Origin of the sequence: Algibacter pacificus, from assembly GCF_008033385.1 — a bacterium.
Taxonomy (GTDB): Bacteria; Bacteroidota; Bacteroidia; order Flavobacteriales; family Flavobacteriaceae; genus Algibacter; species Algibacter pacificus.
The window spans coordinates 179,618-202,126 of the sequence record NZ_VOGY01000004.1 but is presented as its reverse complement, the minus strand read 5'-3'; the positions used below and the strand labels follow the sequence as shown (position 1 = coordinate 202,126).

Genomic DNA, 22,509 nt, shown 5'->3' with positions numbered 1-22,509 from the left:
TCTATATCCTTTTAGACACAGAATAAAATAATCAGTCACAATTATTTTTTACAAAAATAGGGATAAAAAAGTTTTAAGATAAATTTAACAGTATTTTCTTTATTAAGAAAATATTACTGTTTTGTTATTAAACACCATAACCTTCCTGTTAGCGTGCAGTTTAATGGCATTTGCTAAAACTATTTTTTCTAAATCTCTTCCCTTAGAAATTAAGTCATTTATGGTGTAAGTGTGAGTAATTCGCGTTACATCTTGTTCAATAATAGGACCGGCGTCCAATTCTTCGGTAACATAATGGCTAGTAGCTCCAATAATTTTTACACCACGTTTATAGGCCGAGTGATAAGGTTTTGCTCCAACAAATGCAGGTAAAAACGAGTGGTGTATATTTATTATTTTGTTTGGATATTTATTTATTAAATTCCCAGAGACTATTTGCATATACCTCGCAAGCACAATAAAATCCACCTTATGAGCTTCTAATAATTCTAATTGTTTAGCCTCCGCCTCAGCTTTTGTTGCCTTAGTGACCGGAATATGGTAAAATGGAATATTAAAACTATCGGCAATATGTTTTAAATCGGTATGATTACTAATAATAAAAGGAATCTCTAAATTGAGTTCGCCAGAATTGTAACGTCCAAGAATATCATATAAACAATGGTCGTATTTAGAAACCAATATGGCCATTTTTGGTTTTTTTTCAGAAGAATAAATCCGCCATTTCATATTGAATTTTTCTGCTAATTGCTTTTTAAACAATGATTTGAAGTTTTCGGTAGAAAAATTTGGGTCTTGAAATTCACTTTCTAAACGCATAAAAAACTCGTTCTGTTCTCGATCTACATGCTGATCTAAGTAAACAACATTACCTTGTTCTTCGGTAATAAAATTGGTTACCGAAGCAATAATACCTGGTAAATCTTTACAGTGAATTAAAATGGTTATTTTGTTCATTAATATTTAGTTCTAAAATTGTGCGATAAAAATAGTTTAATTTTCTGTTAATATAGTTTAGTTAAATAATTTTGAATTATTTAGGGTAATTGATTGTTTTTTTTGAATATTCCTTAATTTTGTTTCCTTATAATCAAGATTTTTTTATAAATGAAACAAGTGCCTTCTTATAAGCCAAAGTACAAAGTAAGGATCGTTACCGCTGCATCTCTTTTTGATGGGCATGATGCTTCCATTAATATTATGCGCAGAATTATTCAGTCTACTGGTGTGGAAGTCATTCATTTAGGTCACGATAGAAGCGTGGAAGAAGTTGTAAATACAGCTATTCAAGAGGATGTAAATGCTATTTGTTTAACATCATACCAAGGTGGGCACAACGAATATTTTAAATATATGTTCGACTTACTAAAGGAGCGAGGTGCAGAACATATTAAAATTTTTGGCGGTGGTGGCGGTGTTATTTTGCCTTCGGAAATAAAAGCATTGATGGATTATGGTATTTGTAGAATTTATTCGCCCGATGATGGTCGTGAAATGGGATTGCAAGGCATGATTAATGATTTGGTTGAAAAGGCCGATTTTCCCATTGGAGACCAACTCGATGTGGATATAAAATCTTTAAAAAATAAAAACCCGAAAGCTATTGCACGCGTAATTTCTTCAGCAGAAAATTTTCCAGAGATTTCAAAAGCTATTTTAGAAGATATACATATTAAAAATAAAAACTCAAAAACACCTGTTTTAGGAATTACAGGAACTGGTGGTGCTGGAAAATCGAGTTTGGTGGACGAGCTTGTTCGTAGGTTTTTAATAGATTTTCCAGAGAAAACCGTTGGAATTGTTTCAGTAGATCCATCAAAAAGAAAAACAGGAGGTGCGCTTTTAGGCGATAGAATCCGTATGAACGCCATTAATAACTCGCGTGTTTATATGCGTAGTTTGGCAACACGACAATCCAATTTAGCGCTTTCAAAATATGTAAATGAAGCGGTTGAGGTTTTAAAAGCTGCGGAATTCGACCTTATTATACTAGAAACGTCGGGAATAGGGCAGAGCGATACGGAAATTATAGAACATTCTGATGTTTCCTTATATGTTATGACACCAGAATTTGGAGCAGCAACACAGCTTGAAAAAATTGATATGCTCGATTTTGCCGATTTGGTGGCCATTAATAAATTTGATAAACGAGGAGCTTTGGATGCATTACGCGATGTAAAAAAACAATACATGCGTAATAATAATTTGTGGGATAGCCATCAAGACGATTTACCGGTTTTTGGAACTATTGCTTCGCAGTTTAACGACCCTGGAATGAATACGCTTTACAAAGCCATTATGGATAATTTGGTTGAAAAAGCGGGTGCCGATTTAAAATCTACGTTCACTATTTCCAAAGAAATGAGTGAAAAAATTTTTGTAATTCCTCCTAATAGAACACGTTATTTATCTGAAATTGCTGAAAACAACCGCGCTTACGATAAAAAAGGATTGGAACAATTTGAGGTGGCTCAGAAGCTTTACGGCATTTATAAAACTATTTGTTCTGTAATGAATGTGTCATCACATGCAGTCGAGAAGTCGCTGATTGGAAAATTAGGGTTGCATGAAGATGAGATTCTCCAACAAGCTCAGAATGATAAAGGAGGAACGACAGAGGAGGAATCTCAAAAAAGTTTATTGAGGCTTCTTATAAAAGAATTCGACAGAGTAAAATTAAACCTCGATCCTTATAATTGGGAAATTATTACCACTTGGGACGAGAAAGTTAATACATATAAAAATCCGATCTATAGCTTTAAAGTTAGAGGTAAGGATATTAATATTGAAACCCATTCCGAATCCTTATCGCATTTACAGATTCCTAAAATTGCCTTACCAAAATATCAAGCTTGGGGCGATCTTTTACAATGGTGCCTGCAAGAAAATGTGCCTGGAGAATTTCCGTATACCTCGGGTTTATATCCTTTTAAAAGAACCGGAGAAGACCCAGCGAGAATGTTTGCTGGCGAAGGTGGACCAGAGCGTACCAATAAACGATTTCATTATGTAAGTGCTGGGTTACCAGCCAAACGTTTATCGACTGCTTTTGATAGTGTTACCCTTTACGGAAACGATCCCGATTTACGACCGGATATTTACGGTAAAATTGGGAATGCAGGCGTGTCTATTTGTTGTTTAGACGATGCTAAAAAACTCTATTCTGGTTTTAATTTAGCACACGTGATGACTTCGGTGAGTATGACGATTAACGGGCCTGCCCCCATGTTATTAGGCTTTTTTATGAATGCCGCTATCGATCAGCAATGCGAAATTTATATTAAAGAAAATAATTTAGAAGCTGAAGTAGAGGCTAAAATAACTGAAATTTATAAAGGTAAAGAACGTCCTAAATACAATGGCGAATTACCTGAAAGTAATAACGGTTTAGGTTTAATGCTTTTAGGGGTTACTGGCGATCAAGTATTGCCCGCAGACGTTTATGCGGATATTAAAAAGAATACCATAGCGCAAGTTCGCGGTACCGTACAAGCCGATATTTTAAAAGAAGATCAAGCGCAAAACACCTGTATTTTTTCAACAGAATTTGCCTTGCGACTTATGGGCGATGTGCAGGAATATTTCATCAATAATAATGTGCGTAATTTTTATTCAGTTTCCATTTCTGGATATCATATTGCCGAAGCAGGAGCAAACCCAATTACCCAATTGGCATTAACCTTATCTAATGGTTTCACTTACGTGGAATATTATTTAAGCCGTGGCATGGATATTAATAAATTTGGACCAAACTTATCCTTCTTTTTTTCCAACGGAATCGATCCGGAATATGCGGTTATTGGTCGTGTAGCTCGTAAAATTTGGGCAAAAGCCATGAAACATAAATATGGCGCCAATGCCAGAGCACAAATGCTTAAATATCATATTCAAACCTCGGGGCGAAGTTTACATGCTCAGGAAATCGATTTTAACGATATTCGTACTACACTTCAAGCACTTTATGCGATTTACGACAACTGTAATTCGCTACATACAAATGCCTATGATGAAGCGATTACAACGCCAACAGAGGAGTCTGTGCGTCGTGCTATGGCTATTCAACTTATCATTAATAAAGAGTTAGGGTTGAATAAAAATGAAAACCCAATTCAAGGTTCTTTTATTATTGAAGAATTAACCGATTTAGTAGAAGAAGCCGTGCTGTTAGAATTTGATAGAATTACAGAACGCGGCGGTGTTTTAGGTGCTATGGAAACCATGTACCAACGCAGTAAAATACAAGAAGAAAGTTTGTATTATGAAACGTTGAAACATAGCGGAGCCTTTCCAATCATAGGCGTAAATACTTTTTTAAGTAGTCAAGGCTCTCCAACGGTTTTACCTGCGGAAGTGATTCGTGCTACGGAAGAAGAAAAACAATTCCAAATTAAAACATTAGAAAATCTGCATAGCGCACATCAAACAGAAGCTTTATTGAAAGAACTTCAACATAAAGCCGTGAATAATGAAAATATATTCGAAGCCTTAATGGAGGTTTGTAAAGTGTGTTCTTTAGGTCAAATTACAAATGCTTTATTTGAAGTCGGCGGGCAGTATCGCCGAAATATGTAATGATAATTAATAAAGAATTTGGGCAAGCTGTGTGTTAGTTTTTAACGTTACAGCCCGCTTCGCCTTCTTTTTTAATTCCCAATTTCATTAAGATACTTTCTAATAAGCACCATTTTGTAAAGGCAGACTGTATTAAATTTACGCCTATAAATACCGTAAACCACATCCAGTTTTGATTAACATAAACGGTTAACACAACGCTTAAAAGCACCATAAAACCAACAATAACTCTAAAATATGTATTTAACATTTTTTTCTATTTTTTAAGTTTATATAAATTTTTCAATAGGGACCACAACCGCTTTAATAGGGTTGTTGGTTTCTAATTTTGAATTGAAATCTTTCAATAATTCGAATAAGCTATCAATATTTTCATCTTCTGCAAACGAGAAAAACAAACGGGATTCATTACCGAATTTCTCTCCAGGAAACCAACTTGAAGCCATTAAGACCGATGATCCATTTTTATGGCCATCAATATCCGAACTGCTAAAGTTTTTAATATTGGCGGTTCTGAATAATTTCAAAACATTTTTTTGAAACTCATCAACTGCTGTAACGATAACTAATTTCATATTTTCTGTTTTTTTATTTTCAGCAGATTTCGAAAATTCAAGCTGAAAGGATTATATAGTCAGCTTTTATCCACGAAATCCGCGGGATTATTATTTTACTATATTCAAACTCTATGGTTTAACCTCTAAAACTTTCGCCACGAATTCACGAATTAATTAGCACAACTCAGAGTTCATTTTCTAATCTCACGAAACAGCCATTTAAGTTGCAAACAAACGATATCGGCACCACGAGTAATGCTAATACTTTAGAAACAATAGTTCTACTCTTTAATGATATGCTAAATTCAATCAGCGTTTATCCGCATAATCCGCGGGATTCTTGTTATTTATAATTCTTCTTTTCAATCATATAATACACCAACGGCACCACTAATAAAGTAAACACTGTTGAAACTATAGTTCCACCCATTAACGATATGGCTAACCCTTGGAAAATAGGATCGAATAATATTACAAAGGCTCCAATAACAACCGTTCCAGCGGTTAATAGGATAGGAGTAGTACGCACTGCTCCAGCCTCAATGGCAGCTTGTTTAAGTGGTATACCTTCTGCTGTTCTCAGGTTTATAAAGTCAATCAGTAGTACCGAGTTTCTAACCATAATTCCCGCTAAAGCAATCATACCAATAAAAGATGTTGCAGTAAAGAAAGCTCCCATAATCCAGTGACCAAGAATAATTCCGATTAAAGATAAAGGTATAGCTACCATCATAACAATAGGGGCTTTAAAGTTTTGGAACCAGCCTACAATTAAGATATAAATCAAGATGATAGCACCTAAAAAGGCAATCCCTAAATCTCTAAAAACTTCTAGTGTAATTTGCCATTCTCCATCCCATTTTACGGTGTAATTATCTTCAAATTCTGGCTGACCTAAGTACATTTCGTTAATCTCGTAGCCTTTTGGTAGCGGAATTTCTTTTAGTTTTTCTTCCATTCCTAAAATGGCGTAGGCAGGACTTTCTAATTTTCCAGCCATATCGGCCATAACATAAACTACACGTTTTTGGTTTTTATGATAAATACTTTTTGCAGCTATATTTTCGGTGATTGTTACCAAATCAGCAATAGGCACCATATGGCCTTGTTTCGATTTTACTTTCAATTGAGAAATATCGGTAATGGTAGATTTTTCTTTTTCATCTAAAGCCAATACTAATCTAATTTGGTTAACCGCATCTTCATCATACAAATTTGTAATCGCTCTGTTGGACAAGGCCATATTCATTGTATACGCGATTTGCTGTGGCGCTACCCCGTATAGCATGGCTTTTTCTTTATTAATATCGAATTGATATTCCGTTTGATCGGCTTCTACCATCCAATCAATATCCACCACATCATCTGTATTTTTTAGTATGTTTTGAACATGGTTAGCAATTTTGGTTTGCTCGTTATAATCTGGTCCGTAAACTTCTGCAACTATAGTAGACATTACTGGTGGTCCTGGTGGAACTTCTACCAACTTCACATTCGCATTGTATTTTGATGCTATTTTCTGAATGTCCGGACGCAATAATTTAGCGATATCATGACTTTGCGCTGTACGTTCTTCCTTAGATAATAAATTTACTTGAATATCAGCCATGTTGCTTCCACCACGTAAATCGTAATGGCGAACCAAACCGTTAAACGTTATTGGAGCGGAAGTACCGACATAGTTTTGGTAATTCACCACTTCGGGTCTTCCCGATAAATATTGCGATATTTCTTGAGCTACAACACCCGTGCGTTCTAGGGTTGTACCTTCTGGCATATCAATCACAATTTGAAATTCATTTTTATTATCAAAAGGTAACATTTTAACAGCAACCGATTTGGTGAAAAACAGCACCATAGTAATCATTAATAAAGCAAATGTACCTCCTAAAAACAACCAACGTTTTGCTTTGCTTTCTAATAACGGACGTTCAAATTTGTTATAAATTCTATAAATTACGGTGTCTTCAACGGCTTTTTCTGGTTTTTCTTCTGCGCCTTTTTTATCTTTTTCTCTTAAGAAAATATAACCTAAATACGGGGTAATCGTTAAGGCAACAAATAAAGATAAAATCATGGCAATAGATGCTCCAATAGGCATTGGCGCCATATATGGTCCCATTAATCCAGATACAAAAGCCATAGGTAACACCGAAGCAATTACTGTAAATGTGGCTAAAATAGTAGGGTTTCCTACTTCATTTATGGCATACAAAGCCGCTTGTTTAAACGGTAAGCGTTTCATTTTAAAATGCCTGTGCATATTCTCGGCAATAATAATGGAGTCATCGACCACAATACCAGTTACAAAAACTAATGCGAAAAGTGTAATTCGGTTTAGCGTGTAATCCATCATATAGTAACTCAACAGCGTTAAAGCAAAGGTAATAGGCACGGATAAAAACACCACCAATCCACCACGCCAGCCCATGGCTAACATCACGACAATAGTAACGGCAAAGATAGAGCCTATAAGGTGCCACAGTAATTCGGATACTTTATGCGATGCGGTTTCACCGTAATTTCTAGTAATTTCCACATGCACATCGTCGGGAATTAAGTTACTGCGTAAATGTTCCACTTTATCAATAATCACTTCTGCTATTTTCATCGCATCTGCACCTTTTCGTTTAGCAACAGAAATGGTAACCGCAGGGTATTCCGATTTATAATCAGCAGATTTCACACTACCTTTTCCAAAACCTAAACTCACATAATTTTGAGGTACTTCGGGACCATCAATTATCTTAGCAACTTGCTTTAAATAGATGGGTTGGTTTTGCTGTACACCAACTACTAAATTTTCAACATCGGTAACGGATGCTAAAAAATCACCAGTATTTACAAGGAATTCTGTGTCGTTTTTATCAAAACTGCCAGAACTTAACTGGCTGTTATTTGCTTTAATCATTTCCGAAACAGACAAAAAGTCTAATCCGCTAGCAGCCAATTTATCTTTATCTAAAACTACTCGTAATTGGCGTGATCGACCTCCAATTTTATGGGTCGTTGCCACATCGTTTACCTTTTTTATTTCGGCTTCCAATTCCTGCGCCATTTGGCTTAATTGGTAATCATCATAATTTTCACTCCACAAGGTTAAACCTAGCATAGGCACGTCGTCAATCGCACGTGTTTTTACTAACGGAAACGTAACACCTGCCGGCATTTGATCCATGTGTTTGTTAATTTCATTGTATAATTTCACAAACGAACGTTCAATATCTTCACCCACATAAAACTGCACGATCACCATACCTTGTTCTTTCATCGATGTAGAATACACATATTCCACTCCTTTGATGTTCGAAATTAATTGCTCCAATGGCTTAATCACCCGAGATTCCACTTCCGTAGGACTTGCACCAGGATACCCAACAAAAATATCGGCCATAGGTACATCAATTTGTGGCTCTTCCTCACGTGGAATTAAAAACGAACTATACACGCCAACTACCATAAATACAATCATTAACAGCACGGTTAACTTCGATTGAATAAAGACTTTGGCAATTTTTCCTGCGATACCTTCTTTCATAATTGTTACTTTTTTTTATTACCTCGAAGGAGGTAATCCTATGTTTTTATTCCCACACTTATGCTGAATTTATTTCAGTCGAAGGAGGAAACCTCTATTTACTATATATTTTATTTTGGGCGTTACTTTTTACTCATACCTGCCAGGTTTTGGAAACCTTGCAGGATCGCAAAAAGTCAGGCTATCCATTACAATCTTTTTTTGCCATATGTGGCAGCAAAAAAAGGATTTCCACTTCTATCCTTAACGCGGGGTTTAGTTATTGAATTGAAATTTTTGCTCCATTATAAAGTTTACCTTCCGATGAAACAATGTAAGCTTCGTCTGAATTTAAACCCGATAATACTTCTACTTGGTCCCCAAATGTTCTTCCTAAACGCAACCAACGTAGCATCGCGGTATTACTTTGGCTAACCGTATATAAACCTGATAATTGGCCGTTAGTTATAATCGCTTCACTAGGAACTAAAACCATAGCCGATTTGGCTTTGCGTTCCACCGGAAATTGTACCGTAGTAAACATGCCCGATAAAATATTAGCATCTGTTTTGTCTAAATTAATTTTTACTAAATATTGTCCGCCAGTATTTTTAGCAGATGTGCTCACTTCAGTAACTTTTCCTTTTATCGTTTTATTAATCGATTTTACTAAAACATCAACCGTAGTGCCCTTTTTTATTTCAGAAATTTCAGATTCTGGAACCATGGCCATAACTTCAAAATCACCAGGCGTTTCAATACTAATTAACGGCATTCCAGGATTTGCCATATTGCCATCTTCAACATTTTTACTGGTTACAATACCACTAAATGGTGCTGTAATATTGCTATATGTAAATTGGGCGTTAACTTCATTCTTCATTTGGTTAGCCGATTCTAAACGGGCTTTTGCCATTTCAAAATTAGCCGTCATATCGTCCATCTCTTTTTGAGAGGCACTATTGTTTTCAAACAAACTTTTAAAGCGGTTATAATCTTTTTTAGCGTTATTAAAAGCTGCTGTTGCTTCTGTAATGCCAGCATTTACTTGGGCGCTTTTTGCTTGTAAATCTCCATTATTAATAGAGACTAATAATTGTCCTTTTCGAACTTTATCGCCAACGTTTACGTATACTTTATTAACGTAGCCCATCATTCTCGTGCTTAAATCGGCACTGTTAGTCGCCTGAATTTTTCCGCTTACACTTAAAAACGGACTGTTGCTATTCACTTCCACGGGATTAACTTTTACGTTTATGGCAGGCGAATAATCTACAGTAGCTTTTTTGTCTTCACTACCGCAACTCGCCAATAATAGCGCTAAAGAAAATGTTAGAATGGTATATGTTTTTTTCATTGGGTTTGTTTTTTTATTTATGGAAGAATACCGAGTTTTTTAATCTAGACTCTTTGTTCTTGATTCTTTGTTCTTACTTCTTTATTTTACTCTTTAGTTAAAAACTGTAAATAAGCCTGTGCATAATTGTATTCAAAAATGGTTTGGAAATATTCCAATTGTTTTTGAGCAAATTGAGTATCGGCGGTTAATAAATCCGATGTTTTTTCTAAGCCTTCTTTAAATCTATTGGTTCTAATTCTTAAAGCCTCTTCAGATTGTTCCATGGCCAAAGCGCTCAGGTTTAGTTTATTTTCAGCATCTAAAAAAGCACGTTTCGCTTTATTTAATTCTAAGTTACTTTGAGAGACATATTGGTTGTATTCTAATTTCGATTTTTCGAATTCAGCTTTACTTTTTTGAGCTTTCCCAAAACGTTTAGAGCCTTGAAAAAGATCCCAACTTAATTGAGCGCCAAATAAATACCCGCTAGCATCGGCTTGAAAAATTTGATCGTCGTATAATTCATAACTTCCAAAAGCATTTAAGCGCGGTAAAAAGGACATTTTATCAGCTTTATTCATCGATTTATAAGCGTCTGATGCTAATTGCATGGCTTTAATATCCGATCGGTTTTCAGAAACTGTTTTATCAGCGATGCTTAATGTAGAAACCGTTAGCTCATCTGTTGGTTTATAAATAACATAGCTGTCATCATTCATTAAAAACGATAAATAATTCGATGCATTTTGCACATTACTCTTAGCAGTTTGCAATTGGTTTTGTACTTCGGTAACGCGCACTTCAACATTTAGTACATCGGCACGTTGTAAATAGCCTTGTTTAAAACTATTATCAGCTAATTTTTTATTCGAATTGGCAGCTTCTAACGCTTTTTCTAAAACGTCAACTGCTTTGTAAGCGAGTTGCAATTGCATGTATGCTTTTTCAACTTCGAAGGCTAAATAATCCTGCGTACGTTCTGTTTTTAAAGACATGGCTTCCATTTTGGACTTAGCCGCTTTACGCTGATAAATACCATCGACATTAATTAATGGTTGCTGAATTTCAAATTTTGTAGCGTAGTTTTCAATCTGCGACGGATCGTTTAATAATGCTGGACTAAAATCATTTTGTGTTAAAATCTCCTGATTTAATTTAGAACCAAAAGCCATTAAAGGATTTGTAGTTGCCATGGCTGTATGACTCGCCGTAATATTTGGTAAGAAAATAGCATTGGTTTGTCGGTAATCTGCTCTAGCTTGTTTGAATTCTTCTTCCGAAATTTTAATCCTTCGGTTGTTTTCAGAAACTTTAGATAAAACGTCTGTTTTGGCAATAGGCACTATATCTTGGGCTTGTACCGAGAAGGTGAAACCTAGAAATAATAGCGGTATGTAGATATGTTTTTTCATCAATTAGTAATTTACAGTGCAAATATATCCTACATTCGAGTTGTAGTCTGTAACCAATGTTACTAACCCTTATTTTTTGTGTTAAAATAATACCTGGTAAATGAAGTACATCGCTTACTTTTGTAAATGTTATGGATTCATTAACACAAATAGTTTTAGGCGCCGCGGTAGGCGAGGCTGTTTTAGGTCGGAAAGTTGGAAATAAAGCTATGCTTTACGGTGCCATTGCTGGAACCATTCCAGATTTTGATGTGTTTGCATCGTACTTTACAGATACCGTTTCGGCACTTTCCATTCATCGTGGATTTACGCATTCTATTGTGTTTTCTGTGCTTTTTGCACCCATTTTTGGGTGGGTTGTATCCCGTTACGAGACTTATAAAAACTTTAAAAATTGGTCCTGGCTGTTCTTTTGGGCTTTTGTCACGCATCCTATTTTAGATGCGCATACCACTTGGGGTACGCAATTGTTTTGGCCTTTAGATTTACGGCTTGCATTTAAAACTATATTTGTTATCGATCCGCTATATACCTTGCCTTTTCTGGTGTTTTTAATACTTGCCATGTTGCAAAAGCGAACTACTGAAAAACGGCGGTTGTATAATAAAATCGGACTCATAGTTAGTTCTATGTATTTACTGCTTACTTTTTTTTTAAAATGGGTAGCATTTACTAAATTTGAATCTGCTTTAAAAGCACAGCATATCGATTATTTACAAATAGACACACGGCCTTCTCCTTTAAACACTATACTTTGGAGTGCGAATGTAGAAACGGAAAACGCGTATTTATTAGGAAATTATTCGTTTTTCGATTCGAAACCCATCGTTTTTGAAGTATACCCTAAAAATCATGAGTTTTTGGGCGATCTTATTGAGAATGAAAAAGTAAAACGCATGATGGCTATTTCTGAAGGTTGGTATATTATTTCTAAAGAAAAGCATCGATTATATTTTAACGACTTACGATTCGGGTTGTTAAGTTTAGCGCCAAAATCGGATAACTTCGTTTTTAAATATGAAATAAATACCGACCCATCTGGTAACGTTCAATTTATTGAGGCGCCAAAAGATTCGCGAGATGGAAAAAAGTTACTGTCCGAATTATGGATACGTTTAAAAGGAAATTAAATAAATAATTTATATTAATGAATTGAACCTATTCTTGAATTTACGTAATTAGAAAAGTATCAATTTTTAAATATCTTGACAAAAAAAATTAATGTTTATGAATATTACAGCCGCTTATACCGATCTTTATCAACTCACTATGGCTCAGGTGTATTTTAATACAAAACCCGACGGACGAGCTGTTTTCGATTATTATTATCGCAATAATCCTTTTAATAGTGGGTATTCTATTTTTGCAGGATTACAGGATGTGTTGGATATTTTGGAAACTTTAGAATTCTCAGATTCCGATATGTCTTACTTAAAACAGCATGGATTTGAAGATGCCTTTTTAGAGTATTTAAAGCATTTTAGATTTACGGGAACGATTTATTCAAGCAAGGAAGGCGATGTTGTTTTTCCTAATCGCCCTATTTTGCAGGTGGAAGCTAATATTATTGAAGCACAAATAATTGAAACCTTGTTGCTGAATATTCTTAATTTTCAAACCTTAATTGCAACCAAAGCAAGCAGAATTCGGTATAGCGCCAAAGAGGAAGTTTTATTAGATATGGGCTTACGCCGTGCGCATGCTACCGGTGGTTATTATGCCTCAAGAGCGGCTGCCATTGGTGGGTTCGATAGTACAAGTAATGTCGCTGCAGCGGAAGATTACAACATTCCATCTACAGGAACCATGGCGCATTCATTCATACAAAGTTATGAAGAAGAAATAGAGGCCTTTCGAGATTTTGCACGCATACGACCAAATGGTTGTGTCCTTTTAATAGATACCTATAATACTCTAAAAAGCGGACTTCCAAAAGCCATTACAGTAGCCAAAGAAATGGAAAGTAGGGGCGAAAAATTGTTAGGTGTACGTTTAGATAGTGGGGATTTGGCCTATTTGTCTAAAAAAACACGAGCTATTTTAGATGAAGCTAACTTGGAATATGTAAAAATTGTAGCATCAAATCAATTGGATGAATATGTAATAAAAAGTCTTAAAGAACAAGGCGCTCCGATTGATATTTATGGCGTTGGAACAAATTTAGTCACCGGAAAACCGGATGCCGCATTGGATGGCGTTTATAAATTATCGGAGTATAATGGTAGTCCTAGAATTAAGCTTTCAGAAAATATTATAAAGGTATCGCTTCCTCATAAAAAGCAAGTTTACAGAATGTTGGATAAAGACGGTTTGTTTTATGGAGCCGATGCTGTTGCCTTATACAAAGAAGGTGCTGTCGATCAAATGGAACACCCTTTCGATGCTACAAAGCGATTAAACTTGAATGCTTTTACCCATGAGCCTTTGCTTGAGAAAGTTATGGAACAGGGTGAAAAAACACAGCCATCTCGCTCTGTTTCCGAAATTACAGCATACTCACAATCGCGTTTAGCTTTGCTTCCAGATGAATACAAGCGTTTTCAAAATCCGCATATCTATAAAATTGGATTGAGTTTAGAATTAAAACAAGAACGAGATAAATTAGTTAAAGCGCATAAATTTTAAATAAAATCTATGAAAACACTTCTTGTAATTGATGTACAGAACGATTTTGTTCCTGGCGGTTCACTTCCTGTGCCTAATGGAGATAAAATTGTTCCCATAATTAATGCGATCCAACATAAGTTTGATTTGGTGGTTGCGACGCAAGATTGGCACCCCGAGGACCATGTTAGTTTTGCTTCAAATCACGAAGGCGCATCGTCTTTTGATGTTATTGAAATTCAAGGGAATCCCCAAACCTTATGGCCTAATCACTGTGTGCAAGGTACAAAAGGTGCAGCATTGCATCCCGATCTCGACACCCTAAAATGTGAAGCTATTTTTAGAAAAGGAACTGATAAAACGATTGATAGTTATAGTGCTTTTTATGATAATGGCCATATAAAGTCAACTGGTTTGGCAGGCTATTTAAAGGAAAAGGGCACCACCCAACTTTATCTTTGTGGCTTGGCTGCCGATATTTGTGTTTATTTTTCTATTCGCGATGCTGTTGACGCAGGTTTTGATTGTTTTTTTGTTGAAGATGCGTCTCAAGCATTGGATGTTGACGCGTTCGGTGACATTAAAAAGGAGATGATTTCTATGGGAATTCAGGTAGTTTCTTCGGGAGCTATTTAGGGATTGCTTTTGATTGAAAATGGGGGTAATTTAAAATGGTATTAACTTTATAATGGTGTTGACGTCTATAAAAAAAAACAGAAATCAAATTGAAAATTATAACTTGGAATTGTAACGGAGCATTAAGAAAAAAGTTTGAAAGTTTAATTGGCTTTAATGCTGATATACATATAATTCAAGAGTGTGAAAATCCTGCTGAAGCCAAACATAAAGAATATAATGAATGGGCAGAAAATTATTTATGGATTGGAGATAGCAAAAATAAAGGAATTGGGGTTTTTGCAAAGAAAAATATAAAACTGAAAAGACTTAATTGGTCGGATGATTTTAAGGGGCATAAAGTAAAATACTTTTTACCTTTTTCAGTAAATGGAGATTTTGACTTGTTAGCTGTTTGGAATCATAGCAATAAATCTCCGACTTTTGGATATATTGGACAACTATGGAAATATCTTCAAGTCAATAAAACAAATTTAAATAGGAGTTTAATTATTGGAGATTTTAATAGTAATAAAATTTGGGACAAATGGGACAGATGGTGGAATCACTCTGACGTTGTGACTGAATTAGAAGAAATTGGAATTGAAAGTCTATATCATAAATATTGGAAAGAAGAACAAGGAACTGAAACTCGACCGACTTTTTTTCTGCATCGAAAATTAGAAAAACCATATCATATTGATTATGTTTTTGGTAGTAAAGAATTTATAAAAGGACTAAAGAAAATGGAATTTGGGAAAGTTAGTGATTGGTTAAAAGTAAGCGATCATTTACCAATTATTTGTGAATTCGAAACTGATAAAAAATAATAAAACTCGAACAAGGTATAAAAACAATGGCTATTTAGCCTAATCAAAGTTTTTATCTTTTATTGCCGTCTACTTGTTCTAATAAAAAACCTACCAAACAAGCCCACAACAATTTGCAATATATTGCCCGTTATGTGACAAAAGTCACCTTTAAAGCTGCTTATTTAATATAAATTTGTCGCAATGAAAAAATGGATCGTCTTATTTTCTGTAGGGTTTAGTACACTTATTATGTTTAATACATGTCGAGTGTCCTATATGTTTATGAGTTATAAATTGGATCCCGTTAGTTTTATCGAGAATTACTGCATTAATAAAGATAAACCAGAACTGCATTGTAATGGCAAATGCCAATTAAAAAAGGTGACGCAATCTTCAGAAAACGAAAAAGAAGCCGTTAAATTTTTAAATTACGAGCTTTTATTATTTCATCAATTAATTGAAGATTATCAAATACATAGTACTGTTTTTACACCAAAAAACGAGTGCTTTTCATATTTAAATCTTTATAGTTTTAATTTTAAATTATCTTGTTTTCATCCGCCGCGCGTATAAGTTGAAATCTAAAATTCATCTGTTTTGATAATGCCGTTTCTATGCATTATCAACAGTCTACTTATACTAAAATTTAAAAATATTTTTAAAATGAAAACAATTTATAGTGCGCTGTTGTGCGCTTTAATTACGGTTGTGTCCTATGGGCAAACAACAAAAAAAGAACAAGACAGTACTAAACATAGACATATAAAATTAGACGAAGTTATCGTGTCTGGGGATATAAAAACAGATCCCATCCATACCACGGTAACTAACAACTATGACAAAAATATTGTGCAGCCTAAAAACGTTGCCGATTTATTTAACGATATCAACGGTTTTTCGGTTATTAAAAGAGGGAATTATGCTATCGATCCTAGCTTTAGAGCCAGTCAATACGAGCAATTAAATGTTCAATACGATGGAGGGACAAAAGCAATGCATGCTTGTCCAAACCGAATGGATCCTATTACCACACATGTTATTCCAGAGGAAATATCTAGAATTGAAATCATAAAAGGGCCATATACCGTGCGTTATGGGGCTACTTTTGGAGGGATTATAAATCTTGTCACCCAAAAGCCAAATGGTTTAGAAACAGGTTTACACGGAAAAGCTTCGGCTGGTTATGAAACCAACGGAAATTCTATGGTTAATATGTTTCAACTTCATTATATTGAAGATAAATATGATATTGTTGGGAATATAGGCTATCGGGACTTTGGAAGTTATGAAGATGGTGATGGCGTAGAAATTCCTTCGGCTTTTATGAGTACAGATTACGGTATTAAAATAGGTTACAATATTTCAGACAACCAACGTTTACAAGCACATTGGAGACAATCTTTTGGACGCGATGTGCAGCATGCCGCATTGCCAATGGATACAGATTATGATAATAGTAGTATTCTGTCTTTAGATTATAAAATTGTAGATTTAGGTGAAATGGTTAAAAGCTTTTCAGCGAAAGCGTACTACAGTTATGTAGATCATTTAATGACGAATTTTAATAGACCTTCATTTGCAACAACTGCGGCCGAATCATCTGTGGATGCCACAACAATGGGAGGTAAGCTTGAGCTAAATTGGGAACCATCGGAAAAAATAACCGTTTTTAGTGGTGTGGATGCCATGCATATTGATAGGGATGGAGCACGCGTTAGAACTGTAAAAAAGAATATGATGGGAGTGACTTTAGACACGCCATTAGTTTATAACGATAAGGTTTGGCAAGATTCTAATATTAATGATTTTGGGGTGTTTACCGAAGCAAAATGGGCAATTCACCCAACCGCAGTTTTAACAGCAGGTGTACGTTACGATTTAGTTAAAAGTGAAATAAACGATCCTGCCGATGATTTTGCAGCACGGTATAATTTGGAAGAAAAAACAGATAATAATATTAGTGCAACCGTGTCTATAAAAAAACAAATGACCGATGGTTTAACTTTAGAAGTTGCTTACGGACGTGGCGTACGATCTGCAAATATGATTGAGCGTTATATTAATCATTTTTCAATAGGGCAGGATCCTTACGAGTATTTAGGAAATCCCGATTTAAAACCCGAAGTGAACAATCAATTTGAAATTGGTTTCAAAGGAAAAAACAGTAATAATAGTTTTAAATATGCGTCTAGTTTTTATTATTCTCAATTCGAGAATTATATTGTAGGTGTTGTAGATCCAACAATTACGCGCAAATTTATGCCTACCGCAGACCCACAGTTTGTAAAAGTATTTAGAAACTTAGATCAGGCTTATAAAACCGGTTTTGAAGTTATGGGCGATCTTAGCTTGTTCAACGATTTTTATTTTAAAACCCAATTGGCTTATGTTTATGCTAAAAATGATGATTTAAATGAATCGTTGCCACTTACGCCTCCTTTTAACGCCTCCTTTATTTTTGGCTTAAAACGTGATAATTATTGGGCTAATGCGCAGTATAATGTCATTAGTAAACAAGATCATATTGCAGAAAGTTTTGGTGAAACGTCTACAGATGGTTACGAAACTTTGGATATTAAATTTGGGGTTATACCTTTTAAAGATTTTACGCTAGGAGTGGCTGTTTTAAATGCTTTTGATGAAACATATAACAATCATTTAAACTTCAGTTTTTCGAATCAAGAGAATTTTGGAAGAACACCAATTACAGATCCAGGGAGAAACTTTACCGCATTTGTACAGTATAAGTTTTAAGGTTTAGTTGAAAATATTTTAATAAAAGAAAGGGCGTTATAAAATGCCCTTTCTCTATTAAAAACCAACTAAAAACTAACAATCACATTAGTTTAACTTTAATATTACTGCTTATATGTTTTATGACATTGCACACAATAGGCTAATGTGTTAGATAAAGCAATAAGGGATTTATTTTTATCTCTACTTTTTAGAGTTTCACTCATTTTATCGGCACTTTTATGAAATTCTAACCCTAAACGTTCAAAATTTTTATCTCCAAAAGAAGCGCACATTAAACGCATTTCTGTGGTAGACCCTAATTTGGTATAGGCTAGTTTTGATGCTTCGTTATAATCTTCATTTGCAATCAAAACAGTAAGTTCTTGTACAGCTTCCAAATGGCTTCTCATATTAGCCAATTGATGGTTTTTCTGCATGTCATTCAAATTAAGCGATATACGTTTATCATCCATTTGCATGGTTGGTATAAACGTTGTGTCTGTTTTTTTTAGGACTTCTTTTTCGGTGTTATTTTTACAAGAAAAGAGGGCACTCAAACAAAAAACAACATAAATAATTTTTTTCATGCTATAATTAGCTTTTACTTTCTCTTGTGCCACCATGGCCACCCGCTACAATAACCATAATTTTTACACTTAAAATTATAAATTTAAAAAACTGAAGGAATGGATTGTTCATTCTAAATCGCATTCTAGGAGATATTCTTTTCATGCTTGTGCTATTTATTGTTCTTATTTTATAGTTTAGGAGTTGTCTTGAAATTTAAAAGATACCCATAAACGTTTTAGATAAATTATTTCCGTGTCACGGAAATTTATAGTTTACTATTTATTCCGGAATTAACCACCAGAAAGGTTTCATTTTAGCTTTGTAGATAAAGGCATAATGAAGCATTAGTTTAAGCCAATGTCCTGCCAATCCTACAGCACCAAATGTTTTTCCTAAATGTCTACCGTGAGAATCTGGATATTTTACAAAATCGGGAACAATAGGATATGTGGTTATACTAATACCACTTCCTTTCCAAAAACCAAATCCAGCCGATGCAATACAGGCGGCGCCCATATTTCCCATAGAACCTTTATGGTTTAGTGATTCTTTTCCAGATTTAATAGCATCAATAATATTTTCTGCTACCAATTTAGCCGTAATTCCCGAAGGCATTCCTGTTCTTGGCGGTGCAGGGAAAATATCGGTACCGTTTTTACTTTTTCTTGGTTTAGAAATGGTATGTGGCGGTGCAAATGCAATTCCAGGTACAAAAATATTTTTATAACTTGGGTTCTGATAGGTTTCTGGCCAATCTTGAACGGTCCATTGTTCGTAAGGTTTTGGTGTATAATCGGCATCAACAATCATAAACCCTTTAAAAAGTTTTTCTGTAATATCGTTTTTGTTTTTATCATAAGCTTTAAAACCATGACCAGAAAAAGCTGGGATAAGCATAGCAAAATCGTAATTTTCAGATTTTTGCTCGCCTTCCAAGTTTTCGTAATGCGCAATGCCATCCTCAATTTTATTAACGGCAGCACCAAGAATCCATTTAATATCGCGGTCTTCAAAAATCATTTCAACCAAGTCACTCGATTTCATAATCATATCGCCATAGCTCATGAGCACACCATCCATACCAAAATCGCCTAAACTATATTCGTTAGAAATCCAGGTAATTTCAGCCATATCGCGTACATTGTGTCGTACTAATTCTTTTTCTACATTTAAGATATATTCAAAAGCCGCGCCTTGGCAGGTAGATTTAGCATGTCCTGTACCAATTAAAATTTTAGCTTTTTTACCAGCTTTCATGTCTTGAATTACTTTTTCTAAGCCTTGCCAAGCATGATCGGCGTGGGTATAAGTACAAACAGAATAGGCTTTGTTTTTTCCAGGAATTAAACCTTCAGTTGCTGCAAAATTTAATTTAGGCCCCGTGGCATTGATTAAATAATCGTAAGTTATTTTTTCTTGTTGACCAGCATTTTCTCCCATCACGTATTCCGCCAAAACATAAGGTTTATCTTCGTTTTTATCACCTTCAGGAAAAAATGAAATGGCTTTGGCTTGTTTATATTTAATACCTTTCTTTTTGTATAAAGGTGCTAAAGGAAATATTATTTTTTCAGATTTCATTCTCCCTATACCAACCCAAATATTTGAAGGTACCCATTGGTAATTACTGTTAGGAGATACAACAACGACCTCGTGTTTTTTTGAAAGTTTTCTGCGCAGATGTGTTGCTGCCACATGGCCAGAAATTCCTGCTCCTAAAATGACGATTTTAGACATTTTTTATAATTTGATATTGTGAAATTAGTTTAAAAATTAAGGTTATGAAATGATATTTATCACTTTGGCGTAGTGCGTAGTGCATAGCCTTAATTAGACTGTAAAATTTGAATTTTTATAGGAATTGTACAGTAACTTATGTTACAGAGGTAAACAGGTGTTTTTTTTATTTTTTAAAGAGGCTGAATATATTATAGATTTAAACTTTTTAAACAGCCTCGTGTTTTATATTCGAAGTGACTTAGTAGAGTAAAGAAAGTGTTTAAAAGTGTTCGTGAATTAGATAGGTTGAAAAATAAAATTTGGCCTGTTTAGATTTTTAAAACCAAGTTATTAAATTAATATATGCTGAAATTGATATAGCATTCAGTGACATATTATAGAATTGAAATTTATTATGAATAAGAAACCTTAACTCGGCTTTTTCGCGTAAATCGACGCTTTCTGTAAAAAATAATACCTATTGCAATACATACCCCAATAGCAGCCATTGCAGCACCAACCCAATCGGCTGCGGTATAGCCATAACCCATAGCAATTGGTAATCCAGCAAAATAGGCACCAGCCGCATTTCCGACATTAAAAGCACTTTGGTTTAGTGAGGAACCTAGCGTTTTAGACCCTTTTGAAGCATTTATAATAGCCATAGAAATAGGTGTGGATAGACAGAAGGTTACCATACCAATAATAAAAGTCATTACTAAAACCATAACCTTATCGGTTGCTAAATAGGTATTTAATATTAAACAAATGGCCATAAAAATTAAGGTAATCATTACGGCAACAATAGGTTGTAGCTTTTCGGCAAGTTTGGCGCCAATAATATTCCCGATTACCATGCCTAAACCAGCTAAAATCATGGCGTATGAAACGACTTCTTTTTCGTGTCCCGCAACATCTGTAATGAGTGGTGCAATATAACTATACCAAGCAAAGAACCCTCCAGTGCCAATCGTGGTAAGTAAAATGATAAGCCAAAGCTCTAAGCGTTTAAATATTTTTAACTCTTTTGCAAAACTAATTTTGGAAGATTGATGTAAAACAGGCATCCAAAATTTTACCGATAAAACAGCCATAATACCAACAAGTCCAACCATTAAAAAAGATACATTCCAATTAAAATGTTTTCCTAAATAAGTCCCTAAGGGTACGCCAAGTAGATTAGCAAAAGTTAATCCGCTAAACATAATAGCAATACCTTGAGCTTCTTTTCCTTTTTTTGATAATTTCCCAGCAACAACAGCTCCAATACCAAAGAAAGCACCATGCGGTAAACCAGATAGAAAACGCAATACAATAAACGAGTTGTATCCTGTAGCAAAAGATGACAGCGTGTTAAATACCGTAAACCATAACATTAAAGCCAATAAAACTTTGTGCGCCGGCCATTTACCACCTAAGCCGGTAAGTACGGGAGCTCCAACAACAACGCCTAAAGCATAAGCCGAAATAAAATGTCCAGCCTTAGGAATACTAATATTGAAAGAGGTGGCTATATCGGGTAATATGCCCATAATTACAAATTCGGTAAGTCCAATGCCAAATCCACCAATGGCTAAAGAGAGTAGTGCTTTATTCATTATAGTTAGGGTTTAATTAATCGCAAAAATAGCAGGTTGGCCCGTTTGTAATCTCCGATTTATTATTAAAAAAAAGTTAATTGCTAAGTCGTTAAGATAATATATATAAAGCCATCAAATAAAAAAGAAACGGGTTCTACTTTTGCTTTATTCTTATATTTCTATATATTATGTTAATATGCTATCTTTAAAAAAATATAATGATTAGAAACTTTAGTTTTACTGCTAAAAATACGATATTTGCCTTTAGACTAATCAATAAATAAAGATTATGGCAATGAATAAAAATACGGTTTTAGCTTGGGCAACCGGTTTAATGATTATTATGGGAGTATTATTAATCTTAATGGGAGCATACAGATATACTGATGTTGCTGGTTGGGGGTTTGCGACCGTAGGGATTGGCTTTTTTGCAATTGCGTGGGTTTTTAACGCTTTAAAAGGTCGCGTTTAATTGA

Annotated in this window: 18 protein-coding genes; 8 read left to right on the top strand and 10 right to left on the bottom strand. The window is 34.8% G+C overall.

Annotation, left to right across the window (positions count from 1 at the left end; all coding sequences use genetic code 11):
* Positions 1-102: 102 nt before the first annotated feature.
* Positions 103-957: a formyltetrahydrofolate deformylase gene (purU, locus tag FQU21_RS07980; RefSeq protein ID WP_147677474.1), complete on the bottom strand. Its 855-nt coding sequence runs from the start codon at positions 955-957 to the stop codon at positions 103-105.
* A 150-nt stretch (positions 958-1,107) separates the two neighbouring features.
* Here purU and FQU21_RS07975 point away from each other — a divergent pair, with 150 nt between their 5' ends.
* Positions 1,108-4,572: a methylmalonyl-CoA mutase family protein gene (locus FQU21_RS07975; protein ID WP_147677473.1), complete on the top strand. Its 3,465-nt coding sequence runs from the start codon at positions 1,108-1,110 to the stop codon at positions 4,570-4,572.
* A 34-nt stretch (positions 4,573-4,606) separates the two neighbouring features.
* On the opposite strand, the gene FQU21_RS07970 is transcribed toward FQU21_RS07975, so the two are convergent.
* The 5 genes from FQU21_RS07970 to FQU21_RS07950 all read right to left on the bottom strand — a co-directional run bounded on the left by FQU21_RS07970 (position 4,607) and on the right by FQU21_RS07950 (position 11,397).
* The gene (locus tag FQU21_RS07970; protein WP_147677472.1) at positions 4,607-4,822 is read right to left on the bottom strand and encodes a YgaP family membrane protein; all 216 of its coding nucleotides are present in this window, start codon (positions 4,820-4,822) and stop codon (positions 4,607-4,609) included.
* Positions 4,823-4,841: 19 nt separating this feature from the next.
* Positions 4,842-5,147, bottom strand: coding sequence for a hypothetical protein (locus tag FQU21_RS07965; RefSeq protein WP_147677471.1), 306 nt, complete (start codon positions 5,145-5,147; stop codon positions 4,842-4,844).
* A gap of 325 nt (positions 5,148-5,472) precedes the next feature.
* A complete protein-coding gene (locus FQU21_RS07960; protein WP_147677470.1) occupies positions 5,473-8,667 on the bottom strand; it encodes an efflux RND transporter permease subunit in 3,195 nt (1,064 codons plus the stop codon).
* A gap of 259 nt (positions 8,668-8,926) precedes the next feature.
* A complete protein-coding gene (locus FQU21_RS07955; RefSeq protein WP_147677469.1) occupies positions 8,927-10,003 on the bottom strand; it encodes an efflux RND transporter periplasmic adaptor subunit in 1,077 nt (358 codons plus the stop codon).
* A gap of 86 nt (positions 10,004-10,089) precedes the next feature.
* The gene (locus tag FQU21_RS07950) at positions 10,090-11,397 is read right to left on the bottom strand and encodes a TolC family protein (RefSeq protein ID WP_147677468.1); all 1,308 of its coding nucleotides are present in this window, start codon (positions 11,395-11,397) and stop codon (positions 10,090-10,092) included.
* A 131-nt stretch (positions 11,398-11,528) separates the two neighbouring features.
* Here FQU21_RS07950 and FQU21_RS07945 point away from each other — a divergent pair, with 131 nt between their 5' ends.
* The 6 genes from FQU21_RS07945 (at position 11,529) to FQU21_RS07920 (ending at position 18,182) form a co-directional block, all read left to right on the top strand.
* Entirely contained in the window at positions 11,529-12,527 is a 999-nt protein-coding gene (locus tag FQU21_RS07945; protein ID WP_147677467.1) for a metal-dependent hydrolase, read from the top strand.
* Positions 12,528-12,624: 97 nt separating this feature from the next.
* The gene (locus FQU21_RS07940; RefSeq protein ID WP_147677466.1) at positions 12,625-14,022 is read left to right on the top strand and encodes a nicotinate phosphoribosyltransferase; all 1,398 of its coding nucleotides are present in this window, start codon (positions 12,625-12,627) and stop codon (positions 14,020-14,022) included.
* A 9-nt stretch (positions 14,023-14,031) separates the two neighbouring features.
* The gene (gene pncA / locus FQU21_RS07935; RefSeq protein ID WP_147677465.1) at positions 14,032-14,637 is read left to right on the top strand and encodes a bifunctional nicotinamidase/pyrazinamidase; all 606 of its coding nucleotides are present in this window, start codon (positions 14,032-14,034) and stop codon (positions 14,635-14,637) included.
* An 89-nt stretch (positions 14,638-14,726) separates the two neighbouring features.
* The gene (locus FQU21_RS07930) at positions 14,727-15,446 is read left to right on the top strand and encodes an endonuclease/exonuclease/phosphatase family protein (RefSeq protein ID WP_147677464.1); all 720 of its coding nucleotides are present in this window, start codon (positions 14,727-14,729) and stop codon (positions 15,444-15,446) included.
* A 183-nt stretch (positions 15,447-15,629) separates the two neighbouring features.
* Entirely contained in the window at positions 15,630-16,001 is a 372-nt protein-coding gene (locus FQU21_RS07925) for a hypothetical protein (RefSeq protein ID WP_147677463.1), read from the top strand.
* A gap of 90 nt (positions 16,002-16,091) precedes the next feature.
* Positions 16,092-18,182, top strand: coding sequence for a TonB-dependent receptor (locus tag FQU21_RS07920; protein ID WP_147677462.1), 2,091 nt, complete (start codon positions 16,092-16,094; stop codon positions 18,180-18,182).
* 104 nt (positions 18,183-18,286) lie between these two features.
* Here FQU21_RS07920 and FQU21_RS07915 read toward each other — a convergent pair whose 3' ends face one another.
* From FQU21_RS07915 to FQU21_RS07905, 4 genes are all read right to left on the bottom strand, one after another.
* On the bottom strand, positions 18,287-18,751 hold the full coding sequence (locus tag FQU21_RS07915) for a cytochrome C (protein ID WP_147677461.1): 465 nt from the start codon (positions 18,749-18,751) through the stop codon (positions 18,287-18,289).
* 7 nt (positions 18,752-18,758) lie between these two features.
* Positions 18,759-18,896 (bottom strand): hypothetical protein, encoded by a 138-nt coding sequence (locus tag FQU21_RS17425; protein ID WP_187269353.1) that lies wholly within the window; start codon positions 18,894-18,896, stop codon positions 18,759-18,761.
* A gap of 117 nt (positions 18,897-19,013) precedes the next feature.
* A complete protein-coding gene (locus tag FQU21_RS07910) occupies positions 19,014-20,471 on the bottom strand; it encodes an NAD(P)/FAD-dependent oxidoreductase (RefSeq protein WP_147677460.1) in 1,458 nt (485 codons plus the stop codon).
* 395 nt (positions 20,472-20,866) lie between these two features.
* A complete protein-coding gene (locus FQU21_RS07905; RefSeq protein WP_147677459.1) occupies positions 20,867-22,051 on the bottom strand; it encodes an MFS transporter in 1,185 nt (394 codons plus the stop codon).
* 271 nt (positions 22,052-22,322) lie between these two features.
* Between FQU21_RS07905 and FQU21_RS07900 the strand changes: the two genes are divergently transcribed.
* A complete protein-coding gene (locus FQU21_RS07900) occupies positions 22,323-22,505 on the top strand; it encodes a CAL67264 family membrane protein (protein WP_147677458.1) in 183 nt (60 codons plus the stop codon).
* The last annotated feature ends 4 nt before the right edge of the window (positions 22,506-22,509 follow it).